Source organism: Niabella sp., assembly GCF_030150205.1.
Lineage (GTDB): Bacteria > Bacteroidota > Bacteroidia > Chitinophagales > Chitinophagaceae > Niabella.
In genome coordinates, this window is sequence record NZ_JASLGT010000004.1 from 22,923 (window position 1) to 48,101 (window position 25,179).

The 25,179-nt window shown below is 47.8% G+C and carries 18 protein-coding genes; 7 read left to right on the plus strand and 11 right to left on the minus strand.

The window, feature by feature from the left end; genetic code table 11:
• Positions 1-23 precede the first annotated feature (23 nt).
• The 4 genes from Q1V85_RS02680 to Q1V85_RS02695 all read right to left on the minus strand — a co-directional run bounded on the left by Q1V85_RS02680 (position 24) and on the right by Q1V85_RS02695 (position 4,073).
• Entirely contained in the window at positions 24-803 is a 780-nt protein-coding gene (locus Q1V85_RS02680) for an enoyl-CoA hydratase/isomerase family protein (protein WP_300597181.1), read from the minus strand.
• Between the two features lie 272 nt (positions 804-1,075).
• On the minus strand, positions 1,076-1,537 hold the full coding sequence (gene tnpA / locus Q1V85_RS02685; RefSeq protein ID WP_300597183.1) for an IS200/IS605 family transposase: 462 nt from the start codon (positions 1,535-1,537) through the stop codon (positions 1,076-1,078).
• 300 nt (positions 1,538-1,837) lie between these two features.
• Entirely contained in the window at positions 1,838-3,445 is a 1,608-nt protein-coding gene (locus Q1V85_RS02690) for a carboxyl transferase domain-containing protein (protein WP_300597185.1), read from the minus strand.
• Positions 3,446-3,851: 406 nt separating this feature from the next.
• Complete coding sequence (locus Q1V85_RS02695) at positions 3,852-4,073, minus strand: hypothetical protein (RefSeq protein ID WP_300597187.1); 222 nt, start codon at positions 4,071-4,073, stop codon at positions 3,852-3,854.
• A 215-nt stretch (positions 4,074-4,288) separates the two neighbouring features.
• Between Q1V85_RS02695 and Q1V85_RS02700 the strand changes: the two genes are divergently transcribed.
• Complete coding sequence (locus Q1V85_RS02700) at positions 4,289-6,781, plus strand: L-rhamnose mutarotase (protein ID WP_300597190.1); 2,493 nt, start codon at positions 4,289-4,291, stop codon at positions 6,779-6,781.
• A 51-nt stretch (positions 6,782-6,832) separates the two neighbouring features.
• Here Q1V85_RS02700 and Q1V85_RS02705 read toward each other — a convergent pair whose 3' ends face one another.
• On the minus strand, positions 6,833-7,108 hold the full coding sequence (locus Q1V85_RS02705) for a hypothetical protein (protein WP_300597193.1): 276 nt from the start codon (positions 7,106-7,108) through the stop codon (positions 6,833-6,835).
• 23 nt (positions 7,109-7,131) lie between these two features.
• Between Q1V85_RS02705 and Q1V85_RS02710 the strand changes: the two genes are divergently transcribed.
• The 5 genes from Q1V85_RS02710 (at position 7,132) to Q1V85_RS02730 (ending at position 17,811) form a co-directional block, all read left to right on the plus strand.
• A complete protein-coding gene (locus Q1V85_RS02710) occupies positions 7,132-8,208 on the plus strand; it encodes a Gfo/Idh/MocA family oxidoreductase (RefSeq protein ID WP_300597196.1) in 1,077 nt (358 codons plus the stop codon).
• Between the two features lie 188 nt (positions 8,209-8,396).
• Complete coding sequence (locus tag Q1V85_RS02715) at positions 8,397-9,971, plus strand: sodium/solute symporter (RefSeq protein ID WP_300597198.1); 1,575 nt, start codon at positions 8,397-8,399, stop codon at positions 9,969-9,971.
• Positions 9,972-9,974: 3 nt separating this feature from the next.
• Complete coding sequence (locus Q1V85_RS02720) at positions 9,975-12,218, plus strand: alpha-rhamnosidase (RefSeq protein ID WP_300597200.1); 2,244 nt, start codon at positions 9,975-9,977, stop codon at positions 12,216-12,218.
• 159 nt (positions 12,219-12,377) lie between these two features.
• Positions 12,378-14,387: a glycoside hydrolase family 127 protein gene (locus tag Q1V85_RS02725; protein WP_300597202.1), complete on the plus strand. Its 2,010-nt coding sequence runs from the start codon at positions 12,378-12,380 to the stop codon at positions 14,385-14,387.
• 34 nt (positions 14,388-14,421) lie between these two features.
• Positions 14,422-17,811 (plus strand): glycosyl hydrolase, encoded by a 3,390-nt coding sequence (locus Q1V85_RS02730; RefSeq protein ID WP_300597204.1) that lies wholly within the window; start codon positions 14,422-14,424, stop codon positions 17,809-17,811.
• A gap of 52 nt (positions 17,812-17,863) precedes the next feature.
• Here Q1V85_RS02730 and Q1V85_RS02735 read toward each other — a convergent pair whose 3' ends face one another.
• Positions 17,864-18,571, minus strand: a complete 708-nt coding sequence (locus tag Q1V85_RS02735; protein WP_300597207.1) for a hypothetical protein — start codon at positions 18,569-18,571, stop codon at positions 17,864-17,866.
• Positions 18,572-18,832: 261 nt separating this feature from the next.
• Between Q1V85_RS02735 and Q1V85_RS02740 the strand changes: the two genes are divergently transcribed.
• Positions 18,833-20,971 (plus strand): S9 family peptidase, encoded by a 2,139-nt coding sequence (locus Q1V85_RS02740; protein ID WP_300597209.1) that lies wholly within the window; start codon positions 18,833-18,835, stop codon positions 20,969-20,971.
• Between the two features lie 74 nt (positions 20,972-21,045).
• Here the strand turns inward: Q1V85_RS02740 and Q1V85_RS02745 are convergent, their stop codons facing one another.
• The 5 genes from Q1V85_RS02745 to Q1V85_RS02765 form a co-directional block, all read right to left on the minus strand.
• Entirely contained in the window at positions 21,046-21,930 is an 885-nt protein-coding gene (locus Q1V85_RS02745) for a DUF6263 family protein (protein WP_300597211.1), read from the minus strand.
• A 15-nt stretch (positions 21,931-21,945) separates the two neighbouring features.
• Positions 21,946-22,776 (minus strand): DUF2911 domain-containing protein, encoded by an 831-nt coding sequence (locus Q1V85_RS02750; protein WP_300597213.1) that lies wholly within the window; start codon positions 22,774-22,776, stop codon positions 21,946-21,948.
• 98 nt (positions 22,777-22,874) lie between these two features.
• Positions 22,875-23,783: a site-specific tyrosine recombinase XerD gene (xerD, locus tag Q1V85_RS02755; protein WP_300597215.1), complete on the minus strand. Its 909-nt coding sequence runs from the start codon at positions 23,781-23,783 to the stop codon at positions 22,875-22,877.
• A gap of 113 nt (positions 23,784-23,896) precedes the next feature.
• Entirely contained in the window at positions 23,897-24,577 is a 681-nt protein-coding gene (locus Q1V85_RS02760) for a hypothetical protein (protein WP_300597218.1), read from the minus strand.
• 214 nt (positions 24,578-24,791) lie between these two features.
• Positions 24,792-25,148: a YraN family protein gene (locus Q1V85_RS02765; protein ID WP_300597221.1), complete on the minus strand. Its 357-nt coding sequence runs from the start codon at positions 25,146-25,148 to the stop codon at positions 24,792-24,794.
• Positions 25,149-25,179: the final 31 nt, after the last annotated feature.

Sequence of the window (25,179 nt, forward strand, 5' to 3'; positions counted from 1 at the left end):
AGTGTGCAGTGTGCAGGAGGATGTTATAGTCTCCAATTGGGTTTTCGTTTTTCAAAAAAGGCCTGCATGCCTTCCTGTCCCTCGGCGGAGCTGCGGGCCCGGGCGATGGCTTCAACGGTGTATGGAATGGCTGTCTCCAGTTCCTTTGCTGCTATATGATGTAAGAGTTGCTTAGATGCTGCAAGGGATCCCGGTCCGGCCTGCAACAGTTCCTGTATCAGTTCTGCTACCTTGCTTTCCAGTTCTATCTCCTGCAATACCTGGTTAATGAGCCCTGCATGAGCCGCTTCTTTTGCATGAAATTGCCGGCCTGTAAGAATAAGCTCTTTAGCTTTTGCCTCGCCCATTTTTTTTAAGATATAGGGAGCGATCGTGGCGGGAACCAGGCCCAGGCGTACCTCCGAGAATGCAAACAGGGTATCATTACCGGCATAGGCAAAGTCACAGGCGGCAATTAGACCATTGGCGCCCCCCATTGCCGCTCCATGTACCACGGCGATGGTGGGCTTTGGCGTATGATAGACGGTTTGAAAACACTGCGCCAGTTGCCGGTTCTCTCCCAGGCTTTCCTCGTATCCGGATGTGGCGTTGGCCTTCATCCATTTCAGGTCGGCGCCTGCACAAAATACTTTTCCCCGTCCCCGTAGGGTGATCACGCGCACGGCTTCATCACTAGTCAGGGTTTCAAACGCATGGATCAATTCCGCAATCATGATATCGTTGAATGCGTTCCGCACTTCCGGCCGGTTGAGCCAGATGGTGGCGATGTGGTAATGCTGTTCTGTTTCGATGGTTGTGTACACGATTCTTATTTTATATGCCGCCCCTAAGGGGCTGGGTTCAAAATTTATTGTTGGTCTACCGGGAGTTGATCCCGTAGGGATCTGTTGTAAAAGAGCGTTCGTTCCATTTCTTAAAATTTATAATTGTTGTTTGATATTTAAGATAAAATGCCGGTTCCAATCCCGGGGTTGTCTGCGTCTTTGGCCTACCTTTTTTGACCCGGTAGGGGCCTTGCTATCGGTAGTAGTAGCCAGGGAATCAATGATGGCCCAAGCCCTGTAAGGGCGACCTGTTAAACGGGCTCTTTAAAAATAAATTGCTCATCATATTCAATTTCAAATTTTTTTAAAAAGTCAATATATTCTTCTGCGAATGTTTTTCTGCTGTGGTGTTGCTCCTGGTTGCGGATGTACGCGATGACATCCGGCACCTGCGACCGGCTATAGGAAAAGGCACCATATCCTTCCTGCCATGCAAATTTTTGTTTTGTAAATCCTTGCTCGTTGATCCATTTGGAAGAGTCCCCTTTTATATGTTGCATCAATTCGGATAACGATTGTACCGGACGCATGCCTATGAAAATATGCAGGTGATCAGGCATCCCGTTTATGGCGAGTAATTTGTGCGTTTTATTTTGGATAATAGCGGTAATGTACCGGTACAATTCCTCTTTCCATGCCGGGGCAATAAGGGCCATCCTGTATTTGACTGCAAATACCAATTGTAAATGTATTTGTGTGTATGTGTTGGCCATATATTATTTTATATGCCGCCCCTACGGGGCTGGATGTTAAAATCTATATTTGGTCTACCCGGAGTTGATCCCTACGGGATAGACCCTATATCTTTTTAGTTGTCCGCAAACCTCTATTCAGGTTCCCGCAGATCCCGCCGACTTTCGCAGATTTCTTCGTTGATCTGCCTTTAATCCCTGGCATCTGCGGGCTGATTTATATTCCTCAGCATAAGAGTGCGACGCAACGAGGCTGCCAGCTGCACTACAGCCCGGTTTATAAAAAAATGGCTACCCGCACGTATTGCCTGTCAACCGTTCTTACATCCTGAACACTCCATTCTTCGTCTCCTCCCATTTCTTATTTAAAGAAACGGCGATGCCTAAGGCAATGATCTTACGGGTTTCGACCGGGTCGATAATGCCATCATCCCATAACCGGGCCGTACTGTAATACGCGGACCCTTCTGTTTCATATTTTTTTAAGATCGACTGGCGTAAGGCTTCTTTTTCTGCTTCCGGAAATTCCTTACCCGCGGCCTTTAGCTGTTCTTCTTTTACCGTAGTGAGTACACCTGCGGCCTGCTCGCCGCCCATCACAGATATTTTAGAATGCGGCCACATAAATAAAAAACGGGGATCATAAGCCCTGCCGCACATGGCATAGTTACCTGCCCCAAAAGAGCCGCCAAACACCACCGTGAATTTGGGCACATTGGCATTGGCCACGGCATGCACCATTTTGGCGCCATCGCGCGCGATGCCTTTGTGCTCATATTCTTTACCCACAATAAAGCCGGTGATATTCTGCAAAAATAAAATGGGCGTATTCCGGGCAGTACATAGTTCTACAAAGTGCGCGCCTTTTAAAGCAGACTCGCCAAATAATACCCCATTATTGGCGATAATGCCCACCGGGTAGCCCATGATATGTGCAAAGCCAGTGACCAGCGTAGGGGCATAGGCTGCCTTAAATTCATGGAAGCGGCTGCCATCCACCAGTCGCGCAATGATCTCCTTGGCATCTACGGATTTTTTCAGGTCCGTTTGTATTAACCCGTACAATTCCTGCGGGTCATAAAACGGCTCTTCGGCCGATATCCGCTCCAGGCGCTGTGGTTCCGGTTGCTGAAAGGTTTGGATGATATTTCTGCAAATGACCAATGCGTGCTGATCATTCTCCGCAATATGATCCGCTACCCCCGAAATAGAGGTGTGCACCACCGCACCACCCAGTTCTTCTGCGGTTACCTCTTCCCCTGTAGCGGCTTTTACCAACGGCGGTCCGCCGATGAAAATAGTACCCTGGTTCCGTACAATGATGGTTTCATCACTCATAGCCGGCACATAGGCTCCGCCTGCGGTGCAGGAACCCATCACAATAGCGATCTGTGGTATGCCGGCAGCCGACATCCGGGCCTGGTTATAAAAAAAACGGCCAAAGTCATGACGGTCTGGAAACACCTTATCCTGCTCTGGCAGAAAGGCCCCGCCGGAGTCCACCATATAAATACAGGGAAGCTGGTTCTCCAGTGCAATCTCTTGTGCCCGCACGTGTTTCTTTATGGTCAGTTCCATATACGTGCCGCCTTTTACAGTGGCGTCATTGGCAATGAGCACAACCATGCGTCCGTGCACGGTACCAATGCCGGTGATGATCCCTGCTGAAGGAAATTGATTGTCATACATATCAAAGGCTGCAAGTGGCGACAATTCCAGGAATGGTGTATTCGGGTCCAGCAGGTTATCGATCCGTTCGCGTGCCAATAGCTTTCCTCTATTTTTATGCTTTTGTACAGCGGGCTGGGTCTCATCGTGCAGCACCATTTTCATTCGTTGGTAATACTCCTCCAGCAATTGCCTATAGGCATGCTTGTTCTCGTTGAACGCGGCAGTGTGCGTATCTGCTGCAGATTGAATCCGGTACACAGGCTCTTTTTCTTTTAAAGTTATGCGAAGTAACGGAAAATACCACACATTAACTAACAATTGTTAGTTAATGTTTTTTGAGCGCTGCATAAACGGACCAATAAGATGATGGGTGGTGATTTTGTTACCGGCTGCATTGCTGCTATCGGCTTCCTTGAGCCTGTTCCGCTGAAGGTGGGATCACTCACTTGTGCTGCAGTACATACAGCCGCATAAATGATTGTTGCTTCAATGTGGTATTTCAACAGGATGTTTTTTCTCAGGGATCAATGCCGGAATAACAGCAACATTAGGCCGGGGGCTTTTCCTGGTCAAATGCAGGCTGCATCATCTTGATCAATGATCTGTGGCGAACGCAGTTCGCCGCGCATGATAAACGACGGAAACGTGATCGGCCGGCTCATTTTTATAAAACACCACCACCGAGCATCAGCCGGAAAATGCCCACCAGGATCACAATGATGCTAAGTGTTTTACCGGTGGAGGAGCCGCCGATAACAGAAAAGATCAATGAAAGAATACCGATGGGAATAACAACCCAGTACAGCCAGCCCAGCAAGGGGATAAAGGCCACAACAGCCAGTATGCTCGCTATAAGGGCAAATAAAACACAGATTATTTTCATCATGTTTGTTTTTAATTACAGATACAAAGATGGTCATTTTGTAACCCGAAGGCCAGTACGCATCGGTAAAGCCGGAAAACCTGCCGGTAAACAAGCGGGCGGCGCCCTTTAGTAAAATTTTCCAGTACATTAGTGATTACACGCATCTGCTTTGCCAGGGTTTCCAGTACATTTATCTTCTTGTATTGGTATATAAAAAACGGTAAAATAATGCCATTGTGAAACGGTTCTGCATTGCTTTAATTACAGGGGTTTTTACTTCGTTGGCCAGCGGCGCACAGGTATATGTTGCGCCTGATGGGAACGATGTGAATCCGGGGACGGTGGATGCGCCCAAAGCTACGCTGAACGCGGCCATCCGCCAGGTACGGGAACAGCGGCGCCTGAAACAGGGAGGCGAAAGCAGCATCCTGCTGAAAGGAGGTAGTTATCATTTAACTGAACCGGTTTTTATACGGCCTGAAGACAGCGGCATACCTGCTGTTCCGCTGGTGATAGCCGCTGCACCGGGAACCAAGCCGGTGTTGAGCGGTGGCATATGGATCAAAGACTGGAAAAAACCAGCGGAGCGCGTGGAGGGATTACCGGAGGCGGCACAAGGTCATGTCTGGATCGCCGATGTGCCCGCAGAAGCGGGTAATATACCATTCCGCCAGCTTTGGGTGAATGATAAAAAAGCGGTCAGGGCTAAAAGTACGTCTGCTAACGGCATGCAGCGCATCCTGAACTGGGATAAAAAAACAGCTACGGCAATCATCCCGTTGCACCCCTTTGAAAATCTTGAAGTGACACCGGGCTTGGAATTTTTTATACATCAATGGTGGGAAGTGGCCAGCCTGCGTATCCGCAAGCTGGAGAAGGCCGGCGATAGCTGCCGGGTTTATTTTTATGAGCCGGAAAGCCGTATTCAGAATGAGCATCCCTGGCCGGCGCCCTGGCTTTCGTCAGAAACCGGCAACTCCGCTTTTTACCTGGGCAATGCACGGTCATTTTTGGATGAACCAGGAGAATGGTATTATGATGCGGCATTGAGAAAGGTCTATTACTATCCGCAGCCGGGAGAAGATATGGCCGTTGCAGAAACAGTGCTTCCCGTTTTAGAAAATATTTTTGTGGTTAATGGAACGCCTGATCAGCCGGTCGAAAACATAGTGATAAGAGGACTTCGGTTTCAATACAGTGCCTGGCATCGTCCTTCATTACAGGGGCATGTGCCGCACCAGGCGGGACTTTACATGACAGATGCCTATAAACTCAGGCCTGCAGGTACTTCACAAAAGCCATCGCTGGATAACCAGGCCTGGGTAGGCCGGCCGGAAGCAGCAGTGACCCTGTCTTATGCAAACAATATCCGTTTTGAAAACAATCGCTTTGAACACCTGGCCGCAACGGGGTTGGATTTTAAGATCGGCGTAAAGTCTTTGATTGTTAGAGGAAGCCTTTTTAAAGACATTGGAGGAACGGGTATCCTGGGCGGCTATTTTGGAGATGACGGGCAGGAGATACATAAACCCTATAACCCGGCAGATCCACGGGTGATCTGTGAACGTACCACCATCGCTAATAATTTGATTACGGATGTGGGAAACGAAGACTGGGGTTGTGTGGGTATCGGGATCGGGTTTTCAAGATACAATACCATCGAACGGAATGAGATTGAAAATATACCCTATTCCGGTATCAGTATGGGATGGGGTTGGACGCCTGTTAAAAATGTTATGGAGGGCAACCGTATCCGGCTGAACAAAATCCATCATTATGGTCGTACCAATTATGATTGTGCCGGTATCTATACGCTGAGCGCACAGCCGGGGACGGTTATTGAAGCGAATTATATCGACAGTATTTTTAAAGCGCCCTATGCACATCTGCCCACGCATTGGTTTTACCTGTATACGGACGAGGGCTCTTCGGGGATCACTGTGCGGAATAACTGGACGCCCGCACAGAAATATTTGCAGAACAACAATGGCCCGGGTAACCAATGGAGTAACAACGGTCCGGAAGTTCCGGTCGCCATAAAAGCGAATGCTGGTTTGGAAACCAGGTACCATGCATTACTGAAGGAGAAGACATCCGGGACCGTACACCAGGAGATTAACCGCCAGCGGAAGGAACTGATTGAACTGATCAGCAATGAAGGACATCCCATCGATATAAAGAAGCTAAAGACCTTGCTTCATGAAAAAGGAGTACAGCAGGAAACCATCGGGCAATGGCACAAGCATACCGTGCTTTACGGTCTGGTAACCGATGTGAACGTATTGCGCGGACAATTGCAAAAAGCATTCCCGGGTATAATCATTAAGGTATACCACGATATGGTATACGAATTTGACCGGGCCTCCCGCTGTACCGCTGCGGATGTTGCAAAAGAATGGACGGATATCATTATGACCACCAATTTGGTGAATGATCCAAAGAAACAGCAGGCGTATCTCGATTATCATGCTACTCAATTTGAAAAATGGCCGGAGGTCGCCAACGGATTTTGTAAAGCCGGCTTTCAGCAATTGCGGGTATTCAAAAACGGGAGACAGCTCATGCTGGTGATCAGCATTCCCAAAGGAAAAACGCTGGACGAATTAAACCCAAAAACAACAGAGAATAATCCGCGTGTGAATGACTGGAATAAAATAATGAGTGGCTACCAGGAGGGGATAGAAGGAACAGGGAAGGGAGTGACCTGGGTAGAGTTAGGGAAAAAGTGAATAGTCAATGGTGAATGGGAAACAGTAAGCAGCTAGTGGAATATGCAACGGCTATATTGATAACCCCCGCTCCGTAGGAGCGATCTGTTGATAGACAGAATAAATTAATATTCCGGCTCCGTAGGAGCTGCCCGTTTGTAAACGGATCGCCACAATAGCAATGTGCTCCGTAGGAGCGATCTGTTGATAGACAGAATAAATTAATATTCCGGCTCCGTAGGAGCTGCCCGTTTGTAAACGGATCGCCACAATAGCAATGCGCTCCGTAGGAGCGATCTGTTGGTAGACGGGATAAATTAATATTCCAGCTCCGTAGGAGCTGCCCATTTGTAGAAATAAAAAATAAACGAATGTTGAATATAGGAATTGTCGGATTGGGCGAAGGCCGCAGTACCATGTCGGCCGCATTGCAGAGCAAAAAATTGCAATTGAAAATGATCTGCGATGCAAACGAAGCGTTATGTAAACAACGTAGTACCGAATTCCGGTTTGAACCATATACCACGCGTTATGAGGAATTGTTAAATAACCCGGATATCGATATTGTAGCCATTTATACACCGGATCATTTACATGCGCAGCATGTAAAGCTGGCATTGCAGCATGGCAAACATGTGGTATGTACCAAACCCTTTATCGATGATCTGGCAGACGCAAAGGAATTATTGAAACTCCAGCAGAAGACCGGCAAAAAAGTGTTTGTGGGACAGAGCTCCCGTTTTTTTGAACCCTATAAGCGGCAGCGGGCTGATTTTGAAAAAGGATTGATCGGTGAACTCATTACAGTAGAGAGCCATTATAATGCAGACCATCGCTGGTTTTTAAACAAGAAATGGGCCCTGGAAAGATCGTTTAAATGGCTGTATGGTGGCTTGAGCCATCCCGTTGATTTTATCCGCTGGTACCTGCCAGACATTGAAGAAGTAATGGGCTATGGCATGATCAGTGCCAATGGCAAAAAAGCCGGTTTGAAAAATGAGGATACCATGCATTTTATTTTCCGGAACAAAGACGGGCGCGTGGCCCGGGTGAGCGGTGCCTATACCGGGCCGGTGCAGCCTACGTACCGCGAAAGCGAGATGAGTTGTATCCTGCGCGGTACAGAAGGCGCCAGCCAGGCCGATTATCATGAGTTGCGCTACGCCGTTACCAATAAAAAAGGGGAGCAGCAGCTGATTACATGGGGCGATCCGCAATTGAATCATTATTTTCGCTTTGAAGGCCAGAGCCATCATGCCGGTGAGTACCAGAATTACCTGGAATATTTCGCAGATAGTATCAATAACGATACAACGGCTTATCCGGATATGCGGGAGGGAATTGGAACCGTGGCACTCCTGCAGGCCATGGATCGAAGTTTAAAAACGCGGCAGCCTGTTGGGGTAAAGACCTTGCTGAAGGAGTATGGGTTAGGAAAATTGTTGTGAATGGTGAGAAGTGAATAGTCAATGGTCAATAGCGAGGAATAAATAGAGAACGTTGGGTCCACAGCTGGTGCAGTTCCGTAGGAACGCAACATTTGTAGCCGGTAATAGCCCAACCGCACAAGCGAGCGTGGCAAGGAAGACGATAGAAGCACAACAGCCGGTAAAAAAAAATAAAGAATAACGAATTGATGAATCATCTGATTTCAAAATTACAACCAATCGATTATGCCATTGTGGTGGTATACCTGGTCATCTTGTTGATGATTGGTTACCGCGCCAGCTTTGGCAAAAAGAAGAAAAAGGATGAAACGCTGTTCCTGGCCGGTAAATCGTTGAACTGGTATAGTATCGGATTTAATATGTGGGGCACCAATGTGGGCCCGTCGATGCTGCTGGCCTTTGCCAGTATCGGTTATGCCACAGGTATTGTGGCCGGCAATTTTGAATGGTATGCTTTTGTTTTCCTCATGTTGCTGGCCATGGTGTTTGCCCCGCGGTACCTGGCCAGTAATGTAACAACGATGCCGGAGTTCATGGGGCAGCGTTATGGTGAAGGTACGCGGAATATATTGGCCTGGTATGCACTCATAAAGATGCTGATCTCCTGGTTATCGCTTGGCTTGTTTGCAGGCGGCTTCCTGGTACGGCAAATCCTTGGAATCCCGATGTGGCAATCGGTGATCGTGCTGGTGTTATTTGCCGCATTGTTCGCAATGGCAGGCGGTTTAAAAGCGATCGCTCGTGTGAATGTATTCCAGATGATCCTTCTGATCATCGTGTCCTGCATCCTTTGTGTGCTGGGTGTTCAGAAAGTGGGTGGCCTTGCTGCTTTGTTTACAAAAACACCGGCATCTTACTGGAGTCTTATTAAACCCGCGTCTGATCCCGGTTATCCCTGGCCGGCCATTTTATTAGGCTACCCCGTATCGGCTGTTGCATTCTTTTGTACCGATCAGGCCATGGTGCAATCGGTGCTTGGCGCGCGCAACCTGGAACAGGGACAACTGGGGGTTAGCTTTATTGGCTGGTTAAAAATTCTATCGATCCCGTTATTCATTATTCCGGGCATTGCCTGTTCCGTACTGTATCCGCAACTGGCAAGCCCGGATGAAGCCTACATGACGATGGTCACCAACCTGTTTCCGGCCGGACTGAATGGCCTGGTGATTGTGGTATTGATCGCCGTGCTGGTGGGGACGATCGGCTCTTCTTTAAATGCCCTAAGCACAGTATTTACAACGGATATTTATGTAAAGAAAATAAATCCCGGCGCAACAAACCGGCAGATCATAAAAACAGGACGGCTGACTGTACTGGCCGGTTGCGGGTTTGCGATATTAATGGCCATTGCCATTGACAGTATCAAAGGCCTTAATTTGTTCGACGTGTTCCAGGCGGTGCTGGGTTTTATTGCCCCACCTTTATCGGCTGTATTCCTGCTGGCGGTTTTCTGGAAAAGGACCACGCGCCGGGCGGTAAGCTTTACACTTTCCTGGGGATCCGCCATCAGCCTGGGTATTGGAATTGTTTATTTATGGGTGTTGCCGGCGAAAGAATATTCGTTCTGGCCGCACTATTTATTGCTGTCTTTTTTTATCTTCCTGTTGCTCGTTGTTATTGCGGTGCTGATTTCTGTTACAGACCCACACCCGGTACGGACTGCTGTTGCAACACAGGAACTGGCAAAACCTTCCCGGAAGGTGAAGCTCGTTTGGGGCGCTTTGTGTACGGTAATGATTGTTTTGTATTTAATATTTGGTTAGCATATGATGAAAAAAAATAATGAGCCCGGCGGCGGTGCTTCTATGGTGCTTTACTTGCGTCGCACATTTGTACAGCAGTGCAGGTACCGGCTTTTCAAACCCTTAGTGTTTCTTTGTGCCTTCATTTCTTTGTGGTGCACCGCATCCGCACAGACCTGGATCTGGTATCCCGGCGACTATGAAATATGGTTGTCCAACGAAATGCAGAACCGTCGCACAGAGCGGGGAACTTTTTACCCGGTGTTCTGGAAGACAGACAGTCATTATCCGTTGGTGGATTTTCATAAGGAATTTGATCTGGTCCAACCGGAAACCGTAACGATCCATGCGGAAGGAAGGTACAGCGTAAAACTCGATGGCCGGGCATTTCCCGGCACGCCGCAGGCTATTGAGGTGCCGGCCGGTAAGCACAAAATCAATATTAAAGTATTTAACCAGGCTACGCCACCTGTGGTGTTTGTAAAGGGAAGAACAATTGTGTCTGATAGCAGCTGGCAGGTGACCTTTGAAGACAAGGAATGGATTGATGAAACAGGGAAAGCATCGGATCTGTCGGCCACCGTTTTTAAACATGCCGGCAGCTGGAATTTCAATGATGCAGCCACTGTTCCATCGGCCTATAAATTGCCGGTAACGCCGGTAGCAGCTATATCTGCAGAAAAAGTAAGCAAGGGACTTTTGGTCGATTTCGGCAAAGAGACTTTTGGCTTTGTAAAGCTGCATGGGGTAAAGGGCAGGGGAACCGTCTCGCTCTACTATGGTGAAAGCAGGGAAGAGGCGCTGGATACCGCGGCTTCAGAAACCTTTGATCGCATGAATGTAGATCAATTAAATGCTGCCGATACCATCAACCCCAACTCAAAAGCGCTGCGGTATGTATATATTGTTACGGATGGAAATATACAACTCGATCGGGCGTCCCTGTTGTATGAATATGCTCCATTAGAAGATAAAGGCGCGTTTCGTTGCAATGATGCGGAACTCAACCAGATCTATGATGTATCGAAATACACGTTACACCTGAGTACCCGTGAATTTTTTATCGATGGCATTAAGCGCGACCGCTGGATCTGGAGCGGGGATGCGTATCAAAGCTACCTGATGAACTATTACCTGATGAATGACAATGAAACGGTAAAGCGAACCACCTATGCACTACGTGGGAAGGAACCGGTAACCGGTCATGTGAATACCATCATGGATTATACCTTCTATTGGTTTATGGGGGTTTATGATTATTACCTGTATAGCGGTGACAAGGACTTCCTGGTACAGAATTACGGGCGGATGAAATCGCTGATGGACTTCGTTTGGAACCGGCGGAATAAGAATGGATTGCTGGAAGGGCTGCCGGGCGACTGGATTTTTATCGACTGGGCAACCGGACTCAGCAAGGACGGAGAAGTGAGTTTTGAGCAATTGCTTTTTGCGCGCGGACTGGAAACAATGGCGCTTTGTGCAGAGCTGGCTGGTCGACGGCAGGATGCTGCACAATACAAGGCCGCAGCAGCCGAACTAAAACAAAAATTATTTTCCATATACTGGAGTGATAAAGCAAAGGCGCTGGTGCACAGCAGGGTGAACGGGCAGCCTACCGATCATGTAACCCGTTATGCGAATATGTTTGCGATCTTCTTCAATTACTTTAACGAAGAACAAAAACAGGTGGTAAAAACCTCCGTATTGCTGAATAACAAAGTACCGGAGATCACAACGCCGTATATGCGTTTTTATGAACTGGAGGCGCTTTGTGCCCTGGGCGAACAAAAATATGTTTTACAGGAAATGAAAAATTACTGGGGCGGCATGTTAAAACTGGGAGCCACTTCTTTCTGGGAGGAATATGATCCATCTAAAAATGGAGCGGAGCACTATGCTATGTATGGACGAAAGTACGGCAAAAGTCTTTGTCATGCCTGGGGTGCCAGCCCCCTGTATTTATTGGGCAGGTATTACCTGGGCGTAAGTCCAACGGCTCCGGGCTACACACAGTATGAAATAAAACCAGCATTGGGTGGTTTGAAATGGATGGAAGGAAAAGTGCCCACTCCGGCGGGGAACATTGAACTGTATTGCAGTGATAAAGAAATAAGGCTCACTTCTCCGGTGGGTACGGGGAAGCTGACCATTACCAGTAAAACTAAGCCGGTATGTAAAGAGGGTGAAGTAATGAGCAAAGGGAATAATGTATATGAATTAACAATCGAAAAGGATAAAAAATACAATGTCCGGTACCAGGCCGTGTAGACCCAGTGTGGCAGTTCCTTTTGTTATGCTGGGTGTGCCATTTCTAAGCACAAAATCAATGAAGCGATGACACCGTTTAAAGACGTTACCCTGAAAATGTCATCCCGGGCTTGTTCCGGGATCCACCGCCATGGTGGGTGTCTGCACGCACCATTCAAAATGAAAAGCTCTTTTTTAATTGCGCTTCTTATACTGAGCATTACAAACATGGCTGTTTATGGTCAGCAGGGCCTGGTCAACACGGCTAAAAGCCCCTACGCGGCCCTATCAACCGTAGGTTTAGGAGATGTACATTTTACCAATGGATTCTGGGCGGAGCGTTTCGCGGTTTGCAGGGATGAAATGGTGCCCACGCTTTGGAAGACCTATACGAGCGATACAGTCTGTTATGCATTTCAGAATTTCAGGATCGCGGCCGGGCTGGATACCGGAAGTTTCCGGGGGCCTTCTTTTCATGATGGTGATTTTTATAAAACCCTGGAGGCGCTGGCGGCAATGTATGCCGTTACAAAAGATCCGCAGCTGAATCGATGGATGGAAACGGCAATTGAAGTAATCGCCAAAGCGCAGCGGGCAGATGGGTATCTTTATACAAAGAATATTATTGGTCAGCAACATACCGGGGCACAAAAAATGTTCGATGATAAGCTCAGCTTTGAGGCTTATAACTTTGGGCACCTGATGACCGCAGCATGCGTACATTACCGGGCGACCGGCAAAAATAACCTGCTGGAGATTGCCTCCAGGGCTGCGGATTTCCTGATTGGATTCTACCATACCGCAACGCCGGAACAGGCACGCAATGCGATCTGCCCTTCGCACTACATGGGACTGGCGGAGTTGTACCGCACCACCCACCAGCAAAAATATCTTGACCTGCTGGTAAAATTGATTGATATCCGGGGCGCAACGGAAGGTACGGATGATAACAGCGACCGGGCACCCGTTCGCGAAATGAAAAAAATTGTTGGCCATGCCGTAAGAGCCAACTACCTGATGGCGGGTGTTGCCGACCTGTATGCAGAAAATGGCGACCAGACGTTAATGCATACCTTAGATCAGTTGTGGAACAATGTGATCAATACAAAAATGTATATTACCGGCGGCTGCGGCGCCTTGTATGATGGCGTTTCGGTAGACGGAACCTCTTACAATCCAGACACCGTTCAGAAAGTGCATCAGTCCTATGGCCGGGATTACCAGTTGCCGAACTTTAGTGCGCATAATGAAACCTGTGCCAATATCGGTAATGTGCTCTGGAACTGGCGTATGTTTTTATTAACCGGGGATGAACGTTATATGAACATTGTGGAACTGGCATTGTATAACAGTGTGCTAAGCGGGGTAAGCCTGGATGGGAGGAATTATTTTTATACCAATCCGCTTGCGGCAACAAAAAACTATCCCTACCAGTTGCGCTGGAACGGCGGACGAAAACCCTATATCAGCTTGTCTAATTGCTGTCCGCCAAACCTGGTACGTACCCTTGCAGAAGTAGGCGATTATATGTATGGCGTGGGAAAGGATGGATTATATATTAACACCTACAGCAGCAACCAGCTGAAAACAAAATGGCCGGATGGTAATGATGTACAGTTAACACAACAAAGTAATTATCCCTGGCAGGGGCAGGTGCTGATCACGATTCAAAAAGCACCGGCAGCAATGCCTGTGCATCTGCGTATTCCCGGATGGTGTAAAACGGCTACGATAACATGTAAAGGAACCACGCAACATGTAAAAGGCGGACAATATATACGGCTGGATAAGAGCTGGCGGCCGGGCGATAAAATAGAACTGATCATGGAAATGCCGGTGCAGCTGATGGAAAGCAATCCCCTGGTTGAAGAAACCCGTAACCAGGTAGCGGTGAAAAGAGGCCCCGTGGTATATTGTTTGGAATCTCCCGACTATAAAGGAAACAAAATAACAGACGTAATGATCCCTGCGGATATAAAGCTAAACCCTGTACCGGCCACCCTGGGTCGTGCGGCATTTATGGCGTTAACGGGAACGGCAAAAGCAGCAGCTCAGGAAAACTGGAATCATATACTTTACCAGGAGGTAAAAAAAGAACAGCGGGCTGTAACGGTAAAACTGATTCCTTATTACGCCTGGGCAAACCGGGGATTGTCTGACATGCGTGTGTGGTTGCCTTTGGTGCGCTGAGCATCTTTAACCGGTTTTAAGAAGCATATCTGGAATGAAAAAAACGCAATTGAAAATATGGATGATGCGGCAATTGATTTTAGGGTGGGTACTTTTGAGCTGCGGTCAGGTGTTATGGGCCCAACATACCGATGCGGATGTAAAGGCTGTTTTTACAACGCCTCCGGAACAGGCACGTCCCTGGGTGTTCTGGTACTGGATGCATGCCGCAGTTTCCAAAGAGGGTATCACCGCGGATCTTGAGTCGATGAAAAATGCCGGGATTGGCGGCGCCTACCTGATGCCCATTGGCGATACATCCGTGAAGCTGCCGTTTGATCGTCCGGTGCGGCAATTGACACCCGAATGGTGGGCGATGGTCAATCATGCTATGAAGGAGGCAAAACGGCTTCATTTAAAACTGGCCATGCACTTTAGCGATGGCTTTGCACTGGGAGGCGGACCCTGGATCAGACCGGAACAATCCATGCAAAAATTAACCTGGAGTAAACGGTATGTGAAACCAGGAATGAAGGGGGCCATAAAGCTGGATCAGCCGCAATCAAATGAAGGCTACTATCAGGATGTGGCGGTATTTGCCTATCCTGCAAAAAACGTTACTGCGTTTACAGGCAAAAAAATCAGGCCAATCGTTACAACCAGCACGGGCATTGCTGCAGCTTTTTTGGCCTTACCGGATCCTGGTAATAAACAAAGTTTTAAAACCGATTCGGCTGCATGGATCCGGTATCAATATCCCGGGTCTTTTACAGCTAGATCTGTACGCATTCATATTGGTGGCAACAACTACCAGGCCCTTCGCCTGATCCTGCAAAGCAGCAATGATGGGGCACACTTTAAAACGGTTACCCGGTTGGCACCGCCCCGGAACGGCTGGCAGGATACGGATGAAGATTATACCTTTTCAATACCAGCCACTACAGCCAAATATTTCCGGTTCGTTTATGATAAAAAAGGCACTGAACCTGGGGCAGAAGACCTGGATGCGGCAAAGTGGAAACCTTCATTGAAGGTAATGGGTATTTATCTGGGTGAAGAACCGGTCATTCATCAATATGAAGCGAAGAATGGCAGCATATGGCGGGTGGCCGCAAATACAACAGCAGCGCAGGTACCGGACAGGGACGCCGTGCCGCTAAAGCGGGTTATTGATCTTACCGGGAAAATGGAACAGGACGGAACGTTGCGCTGGATACCTCCCGCGGGTAATTGGGTGATCGTTCGCATCGGCCATACCAGTACCGGGCATGTAAACGCTACCGGCGGAGCGGGAAAAGGATTGGAGTGCGATAAATTTGATCCGGAAGCGATAACGCTGCAATTTGATAACTGGTTTGCAAAGGCTTTTGAAAAAACGGATCCCGGACTGGCAGCGGAAGTGTTGAAAATTTTTCATGTGGACAGTTGGGAATGCGGCAGCCAAAACTGGAGCCGTAACTTTCTTTCGGAATTTCGAAAACGATGTGGTTATGACCTGCGGCCCTGGCTGCTGGTGATGACCGGTGTGCCCCTGGAAAACGCGGCCACTTCGGAACGGGTTCTGCATGATGTACGTGCTACGATAGCGGGAATGATTCAGGAGGTATTTTATGCAACGCTAAAAAAGCGGGCACATGAAAAAGGTACGGCTTTTAGTGCAGAAAGTGTAGCCCCCACCATGGTTAGTGATGGGTTGTTGCATTATCAGTCTGTCGATATCCCGATGGGGGAATTTTGGTTGAACAGTCCTACACATGATAAACCCAATGATATGCTGGATGCCATCAGTGGTGCGCATATTTATGGCAAAAATATTATACAGGCGGAGGCCTTTACCACACTGCGGATGGACTGGAGTGAGCATCCGGGTAATATCAAAGTATTGGGCGACCGCAATTTTGCCATGGGCATCAATAAAATGGTATTACATGTGTTTGCCCATAATCCGTTCCTGGATAAAAAACCGGGTGTAACGCTGGACAGGGTTGGTTTATATTTTCAAAGAGACCAGACATGGATGAAGCCCGGTAAGGCCTGGATCGATTACCTGGCAAGAACTTCCGCGTTGCTGCAGTTAGGGGAACCTGTAACGGATATTGCTGTATTTACGGGCGAAGAGTTGCCCCGGCGATCGGTATTGCCCGACCGGCTGGCCACAACGCTTCCCGGTCTTTTTGGAGCGGCTGCCGTTGCTTTTGAAAAAAAACGCATGGAAAACGAGGGGCAGCCGATGACTACCCAGCCTTCTGGTGTATTGCATGCTGCCAATATCGCAAACCCCGCTGATTATGTGAATGCGCTGCATGGTTATAAATACGATTGCTTTAACCCGGATGTATTGTTACAGATGCGTGTAGAGAACGGGCGGGTTATAACTCCGGGCGGTGCTTCCTACGCTGTACTGGTCATTCCGGGTAAGCAGGCAATGAATCCTAATGGCCATTTGCTTTCCGTTGCTGCTGCAAAGAAGATAAAAGCACTGGTACAGGAAGGGGCAACCGTGATCATGGACAAAGGATTTTATGCGCCCCCTGGATTTAAAGAAAATACGGCTGCTTTAAAAGACATATTGACGGACTTATACAGTAAAAGCACTTTTAAGGGGACATTGATCACCGCACCCTTCCTGCAACCGGATCTTAAAACGCTGGGTGTAGCAAAGGACGTGGATGTATTGCAAGGGGGCGATACCATCGCCTGGACGCATCGGCGTCTTACCAGCGGAGAACTTTATTTTCTGTCAAATCCCTTTGAACGTAAGCGCAGGCTTGAGATCGCATTCCGTGTAAAAGACCTGGAACCGCAACTGCTGGATGCGGTAACCGGTACCATTACAGCTGCTACTGAATGGCGAAGAGAAGCTGCACGTACGGTTGTAACCATTACGCTGGAACCGAATGCATCGGTGTTTGTGTATTTTCAACAACCCAGGCACCAGGTATCCGTACAAAAAAACGCCATGATAAAAAAACGGATGGCGATAACCGGAAGCTGGAACCTTACATTTGATCCGGCGTTTGGTGGTTTGCAAACAGCAGTGCCCATGCGTGTATTAAAAAGCTGGGATACTTTTGATGAGCCGGCTGTTAAATATTATTCCGGCACCGCCGTATACAAAAATCAATTTGAATGGGAAAACACTTCTCCAGGCAGACCGGTATGGCTGGAACTGGATAGCCTGTACAACCTGGCGTCTGTAACGGTCAATGGAATCGATTGTGGTACGATCTGGACACCTCCTTACCGGCTGGATATTTCAAAAGCAGTTAAAAAAGGAATGAACACACTGGAAATAGCCGTAACGAATACCTGGGCAAACCGGCTGGCAGGTGATCAGCAATTACCGGAAGAAAAGCGGGAGACCTGGACCACGGCGCCCATTCGTTTACAGGAGAAAACCTTACTGCCAGCGGGTTTGAAAGGTGAGGTCCGGATCGTGCAATAGTGCAAACTGCGACGAATCGCTTTTTACATTTAAACGTTTTTTTGGAATGCAGTTACCGTTTAGGGCGTATAAACTCCTTATAATGGTCGTTGATATAGGCAATCATATCGGCATGGTCCAGTGTCCGGGCAAGTGTATAAGATGGACGGTACCGGTACATAAACTGACGTAGCGAATCATTTTTTAAACCGGTCAGCTTGCTTACCCAAACCGGGGAAAATACATAATCAATATAAGCCTCTTCCTCGTTTTTGAGGAGCTGCTTTCTGAACTTTCGCTGTTCGCGGGACTTTTTAGAAAAATGAGTGATGGGGCTTACAGAGATCCCAAACCCGTCCGGAGGACGATTCCCCCCGGTAATGCCCGGCCCTTTTTCAAAATACCGGCTGTATTGCTCTCTGCGTCTTAACGAATCCAGCTGGTAATTGCTGGTGATGGTTACATTCTTCAGGGTGTGCGGATCTTCTTTAAGTCCAACATCATAGCCCGTCTTTAAAAGTTGTTCTTCTACTTTCACCGTATCACTCGTAAGACCTGTAAAAGAAAACACCACCACATCTTTATTCCGGGCCTCAATTACATAAGTACCGGCAGGGGTAGCGAGTATGGTTTTACCGGTAGTAAGGTTGGTAACCGATGCTCCCGGAACCGGTGTGTCATTGGTATACATGAAAATATTTCCCCGCAGGTAAGTCTGGCAAAATCCCATCGTGGGAAGGGTAAGCAGTGCGAGTGATAGTATAAAGATTCTAAGCTGCATGTATATTAAAATTAAGCAGGCTTTTTATTCGGGACCTCCAATGTTTTGTTAAAAGCCCCCTAACGGCCGCCGGAGAAAAAACAGTGTCCCATCGGAATCCAGGACATTTAATGGAAAGGGCTTAAAAAAATAAAGAACTTTTTTAGTCGCCGGGCAGCGTCCGGATGCCTGAAACCGGATAACCTGCTGCCTGGTACAAATTTCCAAAAAATTGAACTAATTTGGCCGGAAATTTTCGAAGCATATTTAATGGCGTTGTTTATGAAGAAATGTTTATTACTGGTAGGGTTGCTGTATATGGGAATGGGATTAATAGCCCAGGAAAAAAAAGTAGTTACCGTTACTGATTATGACCGGGCGGTAAGTGTAATGAGCGGCGGCAGCGCTGCCCGGGCGTACAATAGCCTGGCGGTAAATCCCCAGTGGCTGAATAATGGTAAATGCTGGTACCAGGATCCATCGACCAAACAATATATCATCATCGATCCTGCTGTAAAGAAAGGCGGACAGGTAGTTGCCGACCGGGCACCGGAAACAGGTAAACCGGCAGCAGGCAGAAGGTCCGGCGTTGCAGGCGTTGTGTCGCCCGATGGGAAAAAAGAAGTGTATATAAAAAACTGGAATCTTTGGGTTAAAGATCTTGCATCCGGGAAAGAACAACCCTTAACAACGGATGGTGTAAAAGATTTTGGCTATGCCACGGATAATGCGGGTTGGACGCATTCGGACCGGGCGATTGTTTTATGGTCGCCGGATAGTAAGAAAATAGCCACGTTTCAGCAGGATCAGCGTCATGTAAAGGATATGTACCTGGTACGCACAAAGGTTGGGGCGCCGGAGCTGGAGCAGTGGAAGTACCCCCTGCCGGGTGATAGCGCCATTATAAAAATACACCGGCTGGTGATTGATGTAGAAACAGTCACCATCACCCGCTTTAAAATGCAGCCGGATGACCGCAGGGGAACGCTTTGCGATGATATTGCCTGCGATGGCAGTTTTGGCGACAATGAGTGGAGCGCCGATGGCAAACAACTGGCCTTTGTATCGGTAAGCAGGGATCATAAAATAACACAATTCCGCATTGCGGATATCGCTTCCGGAGCGATACGTACCGTGTTTGAAGAAAATGTTCCCACACAATACGAATCCGGGCAGGGCATGGCCAACTGGAAATTCCTGCCGGAAACCAATGAAGCCATCTGGTATTCGGAACGGAGCGGATGGGGGCATCTGTACCTCTATGACCTGGCAACCGGCAGCGTAAAACAGCAAATAACCAGGGGGGATTTTGTGGTAACCCGGATGCTGATGGTTGATGCTAAAAAACGGCAGATCCTGTTTGAAGCGAAAGGAAGAGAGCCGGGCGAAAACCCTTATTTCAGTCATTTCTACAAAACCGGTTTTGACGGCAAAACGGTTGTGGCGCTTACGCCGGAGCGGGGAAATCATTCAATGACCCTCTCGCCGGACAAACAATATTTCATCGATAAATATTCTACGCCTGTTGCGGCACCCGTAACAACACTGAAAGACCTGTCTGGCAAGACCGTCCGGGAATTAGGCGCGGTGGATATGGCAAAACTGAAAGAGGCCGGCTGGCTGGCTCCGGAAATGTTTAGCGTAAAATCGGCCAATCAACAATTCGATCTTTATGGGTTGTTATATAAACCCGGTAACCTGGATCCATTAAAGAAATACCCGGTAGTGGTGTATATCTATCCCGGACCACAGGGGGGCAGTGTTGGTAACTGGTCGTTTACTGCCACCAGTGGCGATTTTCAGGCATTGGCAGAACTGGGATTTATTGTAGTGCGGTTAGAAGGCAGTTGCAACCCCAACCGTTCCAAAGCATTTCATGATGCCTGTTATGGACATATGGGCGAAAATACATTACCCGACCAGATCGCCGGTCTGCGGCAACTGGCGGCAAAAAACAATTTTATGGACCTGGATCGTGTAGGGATCTGGGGACATTCCGGTGGTGGTTTTGCAACGGCATCAGCGATGTTTAAATACCCGGAGATCTTTAAAGTAGGTATCGCAGAATCCGGCAATCATGACAACCGGAATTATGAGGATGATTGGGGCGAGCGGTATATCGGTTTATTAAAGGGCGATAATTATGAACAGCAGGCTAACCAGCTTTATGCAAAAAACCTGCAGGGAAAATTAATGCTGGTAACCGGAGGAATGGATGACAATGTACCGCCTTATAACACCTACCTGGTAGCCGATGCGCTTATTAAAGCCAATAAGTCCTTCGACCTGGTGGTGATTCCGAACGCGCGCCATGGATATGGGGCCGATTCCTATTATATGATGCGCCGGAGATGGGATTATTTTGTAGAATACCTGCTGGGTGCGCAGCCTCCCAAAGACTATAAGATTAATATGCAGTAAGGAAAAATAAAAAAACGGTCCGGGTAAATGCGGACCGTTTTATATATGGGGTTTTAGATAAAACGCACAGCTTTTTACCGTTTCCTCATATCGGTAATGGTTTCTACCGTTGCTTCCATGGGCACTTCCATTCCCTGTATTTTTACGGTTCCGTTAACTTGCTGACGCAGTTCGGAAACGTCTGTTATGCCGGATGCATTATCCATTGTTATAGTACCCGTTACCGTTCCGGTCATGTTTATTTCCATTTCCATGCCCTGCTGTTGCATCTTCGTAAAGCCCTGAGTGTCTATTTTACCGGCTACACTTATCAGGCTTTTACCGCCAGCGATCTTTTTTAACGTATAGTTATTCCGCAGGATCAGTTTGTAAGGCTTTTCGATCTGGATATCGGACGCCCAGGTACTTCCCGGTGATACCGGGCCTTCGGGATACATTTTAAAACTTTGTTCCAGCAGGCTTTTAACGGTTGCTTCTGAAAATAGTTCGTCGGCCATTTTCTGCGTTTCCCCACCGGCGGTGGCCATGCCCTTTGTCAATGCATCAAAACCCTCAGCTTGTTTCACTGTTCCATCCGGAGCAATCAGCACGTTTACTTTTTTACCGTGGATCGACCGGAACATTTTGTTGGCTGCATTAGCCGTATCAGCACTTTCGCTGTTGATGACTGTTTCCTGGCCCATGAACTGAAAGCTCATTTTAGCAGAGTCATAGGACAGGTTCAGGTTCTTGTTGGCACCGGCATCTGTAATGTCATACCGCATATTCACCGTATTCGCAAACTTCATGTCGATCTGCTGGCCCATCACTGTTTGCTTAATACTGAAGTTATTGGTACTGCTTACATCATACCGGCTGCCATTGGCCGGGTTGAACTTCAGGGTAACCGTTTGTGCATGCAGTATGGAAATTGCTGAGGTGACCATACAGACCAATCCCAGGGCGATTGTTTTCATCATGATGTTTTGTTATTATTACAGGGTAGCGATCAGCTTTTGATTGTTACGCACGTAATCATCGTTGTGGTTTTCTTTAGCCAGCTGCATGGATGCTTCTGCTGCACTCCGGGCTTCTTTCTTCCGTCCGGCTTTTGCCAGGGCCTTTGCATACTGATACTGGATCCAGTAGGCCTTTGGCTGGGCCGCTGCGGCTTTAGAAAACCAGTCGATCGCCTTATTCAGGTCCTTATTATTTTCCAGGTAGTAGGTTGCTGCCTGGAAATACGCTGGTTTGTCAGACTGTATAGAAGCGTCAATAGATGCCATGATCCGGGCATCAACTTCCGTTTTAACAGGAACCGGAACCAATATATTACCCCAGGCGAGCTGCAGTTCGGCAGTGGTAGGCGTAATATTCGCCAGCTGAATGGTAAAGGTCTCCGTATTCGTTTTTGTAGTTACCGGGGTTACCTGTATCCGTACAACATCATCCGATGCTTTATAGGCCGTAGGATCGCTGGTTACATCGGTTTGCTTTGTAAGGATCACGGTCCAGGATTTCCGGCCGGGAATGGTGAGCAATCCATATTTACCGGCGCCGATGGTTTTTCCTCCGATGATGATTTCGTCGCTGATGGTTAGTGTAGTAGCCCCGTTGGCTCCAGTACGCCAGAGTTTACCTTCCGGGGCAAGGTCCGTGTACAACTGACGGCCCTTTAGGCTGGGACGGCTATACGACCATTCAAGGGTACCAAGGCCAAAATCCTGTTTAATGGTTTGTGCCGGACTGGCCGCGGGAACCTTTACCTGGGCCTGGATTGAAAACAGGGCTCCTGCTAAAAGAACTGATAAAAAGATACGTTTCATTGATGATTGTTTTTGGTACCCGCGAAAATAGAACAATATTATAATTCCCTGCCGCTTATTTCCCAGGGATCGTTTAAGAGCGTCCTGTTGTGTAAAACTCAGGATGCTTTGTTGAACAGCGGGTGAAACTGATCGAGCGTTTTGCGTAGGAACTCCCGGTCCAGATGGGTGTAGATTTCGGTAGTGGTGATGCTTTCATGTCCCAGCATTTCCTGTACGGCGCGCAGGTTGGCACCGCCTTCAATCAGGTGTGTGGCAAAGGAATGCCGGAAGGTATGCGGCGAAATGGTTTTCTGAATGCCGGCTTTTGCTGCCAGGTCTTTTATAACCAGGAAGATCATTACGCGGCTAAGCAGCGTTCCCCGCTTGTTTAAAAAAACAATATCTTCATTACCCGGTTTAACGGTCAGTTGCGGGCGGATCTCCTGCAGGTATATTTTCAGATGTTTGATGGCTGTATCACCGATCGGTACCAGCCGTTCTTTATCGCCCTTTCCGATTACCCGGATATAGCCCACATCGGGGTAAAGCTGCGAGATCCGTAACTGTACCACTTCGCTTACACGCAAACCGCAGCTATACATGGTTTCTATAATGGCTTTGTTACGGGTGCCCTCAGGTTTACTGAGATCAATGGCTAAAAGAATTTGTTCAATTTCTTCAAAGCTTAGTACATCCGGAAGTGTGCGCCGGGTTTTGGGGGCTTCTACCAACAGGGTGGGATCCTGCTGTACAATGTTTTCCAGCAGGCAGAACCGGTAAAAGGCACGGATTCCTGAAATAACCCTTGCCTGGCTGGTTGGTTGCATGCCCAGTGCGGCAATCCAGGCCAGAAAGGCCTGCAGGTGTTTTAACGTAATGTCTGCAGGAGCCAGTGCCAGTGACTGTAACTGCAGGTACTCCGCCAGTTTATCTACGTCTCTCATATAGGCCTCTGTGGAGTTGCCGGAAAGCGATTTCTCCAGTTTTAAATAGGCCTGGAAACTTTTTTTATACGATTCCCACATAAAAATAAAAGGAAGCTGTATCAAAAACGCGTTCAGAATACCGGATCATACTGAACCTGATGCTGCATGACCATAACGATTTTTGATACAGCCCCCTTTACGGTTTTGTTTAGTTACTTAAAAGAAAGGGGCACATCATGAACAATGTCTTTGCCCTCATATTTGATCTTAGCATACAGATGGTCTTTACTGATATTTACAGAATCCAGGAATGAATGCACATTGTCATGATCCACGCCTTTTACACCCGAATCGGTCAGCAGGGTTTTGGCAACCTTACCGGTTTGCACATCTTCCACATACAGGAAGGTATTGTCATAATAAGACACCAGGCCGTCTGAAACCCTGAATTTGGGATCAAAACTGTTCACCGCGCTGAAATATTTCATCGGACTTCCGCCCTTTGCTACCGGCACTTTAATCAGGTAACCGCGCCCTGTGGCACAATCGTTGAATTTTAACCAGGCGCCCTGTCCTTCGCCAACTTCATATCCAAAAAGCGATTTGCTGGGTTTTACGGTACGTCCCGCAAAAAACTCCGCAAAGCCGATCTTGGCATTTCCCGCCTTTCCGTTGTCAAAAAGAATCGAGTCGATCTGACAGTCTTTAAAACTTACGGTTACGGAAGGCTTGTCCGGTGTAGCGCTGCCCAGCCGCAGCGGATCTTTAATACAGGCAGAGTCGGTGCAGAAAGAAGAAGACGTTGTTTCGGTTGTTCCTTCAGCGCCACCACCACAGGAGGCAAGCAGTGTAGCCAGCGCAACGGCACTTAGTGAAAGGGATTTTAATTTCATTCCTTGTTGTTTAGATCGTTATAAAATAAATGCAGATCGCTAATTTACAAATTAACCATGAGTTGGCAGCTATTTACTGGCCAGATTTCCGTGGTCGGCCTTCAGCCACCAGTTATCAGTCATTAGTTTTTAGTTATCAGTCTTCAGTTGTCAGTGTTCTTCAGTCGATCGGCAGGGATAAAACGAAAGCAGCCCTGGGACAGGCGGTCGGCATTTACAAAAACACATCCTCAATCAGGAAATATTCCGGAGGCTGGCCTGCTCCAATGGTAATGGATAAAATATCATACTGAATGCGGTAGTGCCCCGGATGCTGATAAAGGAACTCATCTGCCGCCTGTTGTAAATAACGGAATTTCTTTTTGGTGACGCTTTCTTCGGGATAACCGAAGTGGTTACCGCTGCGGGTTTTTACCTCTACAAAGTGCAACTTGTTATTTTTGGTTGCAATAATGTCAATTTCATAGTGCGAATAGCGCCAGTTTTGAAACAGGATGGTATAATCCCTTTGCACGAGGTAGGCAGCAGCAAGGTTTTCCCCGTGTTTTCCTAATTGATTATGTGTTGCCATTCAGTTATCTTTACCCCCAAGTTAATCCAAT

Excerpts from the sequence above, each read along its gene's own strand:
- Q1V85_RS02750 (WP_300597213.1), bottom strand. The coding sequence starts at position 22,776 with ATGAAACGTATCTTTTTATCAGTTCTTTTAGCAGGAGCCCTGTTTTCA.
- Q1V85_RS02765 (WP_300597221.1), bottom strand. The coding sequence starts at position 25,148 with ATGGCAACACATAATCAATTAGGAAAACACGGGGAAAACCTTGCTGCT.
- Q1V85_RS02695 (WP_300597187.1), bottom strand. The coding sequence starts at position 4,073 with ATGATGAAAATAATCTGTGTTTTATTTGCCCTTATAGCGAGCATACTG.
- Q1V85_RS02720 (WP_300597200.1), top strand. The coding sequence starts at position 9,975 with ATGATGAAAAAAAATAATGAGCCCGGCGGCGGTGCTTCTATGGTGCTT.
- tnpA (WP_300597183.1), bottom strand. The coding sequence starts at position 1,537 with ATGGCCAACACATACACACAAATACATTTACAATTGGTATTTGCAGTC.
- Q1V85_RS02735 (WP_300597207.1), bottom strand. The coding sequence starts at position 18,571 with ATGCAGCTTAGAATCTTTATACTATCACTCGCACTGCTTACCCTTCCC.
- Q1V85_RS02715 (WP_300597198.1), top strand. The coding sequence starts at position 8,397 with ATGAATCATCTGATTTCAAAATTACAACCAATCGATTATGCCATTGTG.
- Q1V85_RS02745 (WP_300597211.1), bottom strand. The coding sequence starts at position 21,930 with ATGATGAAAACAATCGCCCTGGGATTGGTCTGTATGGTCACCTCAGCA.
- Q1V85_RS02725 (WP_300597202.1), top strand. The coding sequence starts at position 12,378 with ATGAAAAGCTCTTTTTTAATTGCGCTTCTTATACTGAGCATTACAAAC.
- xerD (WP_300597215.1), bottom strand. The coding sequence starts at position 23,783 with ATGTGGGAATCGTATAAAAAAAGTTTCCAGGCCTATTTAAAACTGGAG.
- Q1V85_RS02760 (WP_300597218.1), bottom strand. The coding sequence starts at position 24,577 with ATGAAATTAAAATCCCTTTCACTAAGTGCCGTTGCGCTGGCTACACTG.
- Q1V85_RS02740 (WP_300597209.1), top strand. The coding sequence starts at position 18,833 with ATGAAGAAATGTTTATTACTGGTAGGGTTGCTGTATATGGGAATGGGA.
- Q1V85_RS02730 (WP_300597204.1), top strand. The coding sequence starts at position 14,422 with ATGAAAAAAACGCAATTGAAAATATGGATGATGCGGCAATTGATTTTA.
- Q1V85_RS02705 (WP_300597193.1), bottom strand. The coding sequence starts at position 7,108 with ATGGGCAGCTCCTACGGAGCTGGAATATTAATTTATCCCGTCTACCAA.
- Q1V85_RS02710 (WP_300597196.1), top strand. The coding sequence starts at position 7,132 with ATGTTGAATATAGGAATTGTCGGATTGGGCGAAGGCCGCAGTACCATG.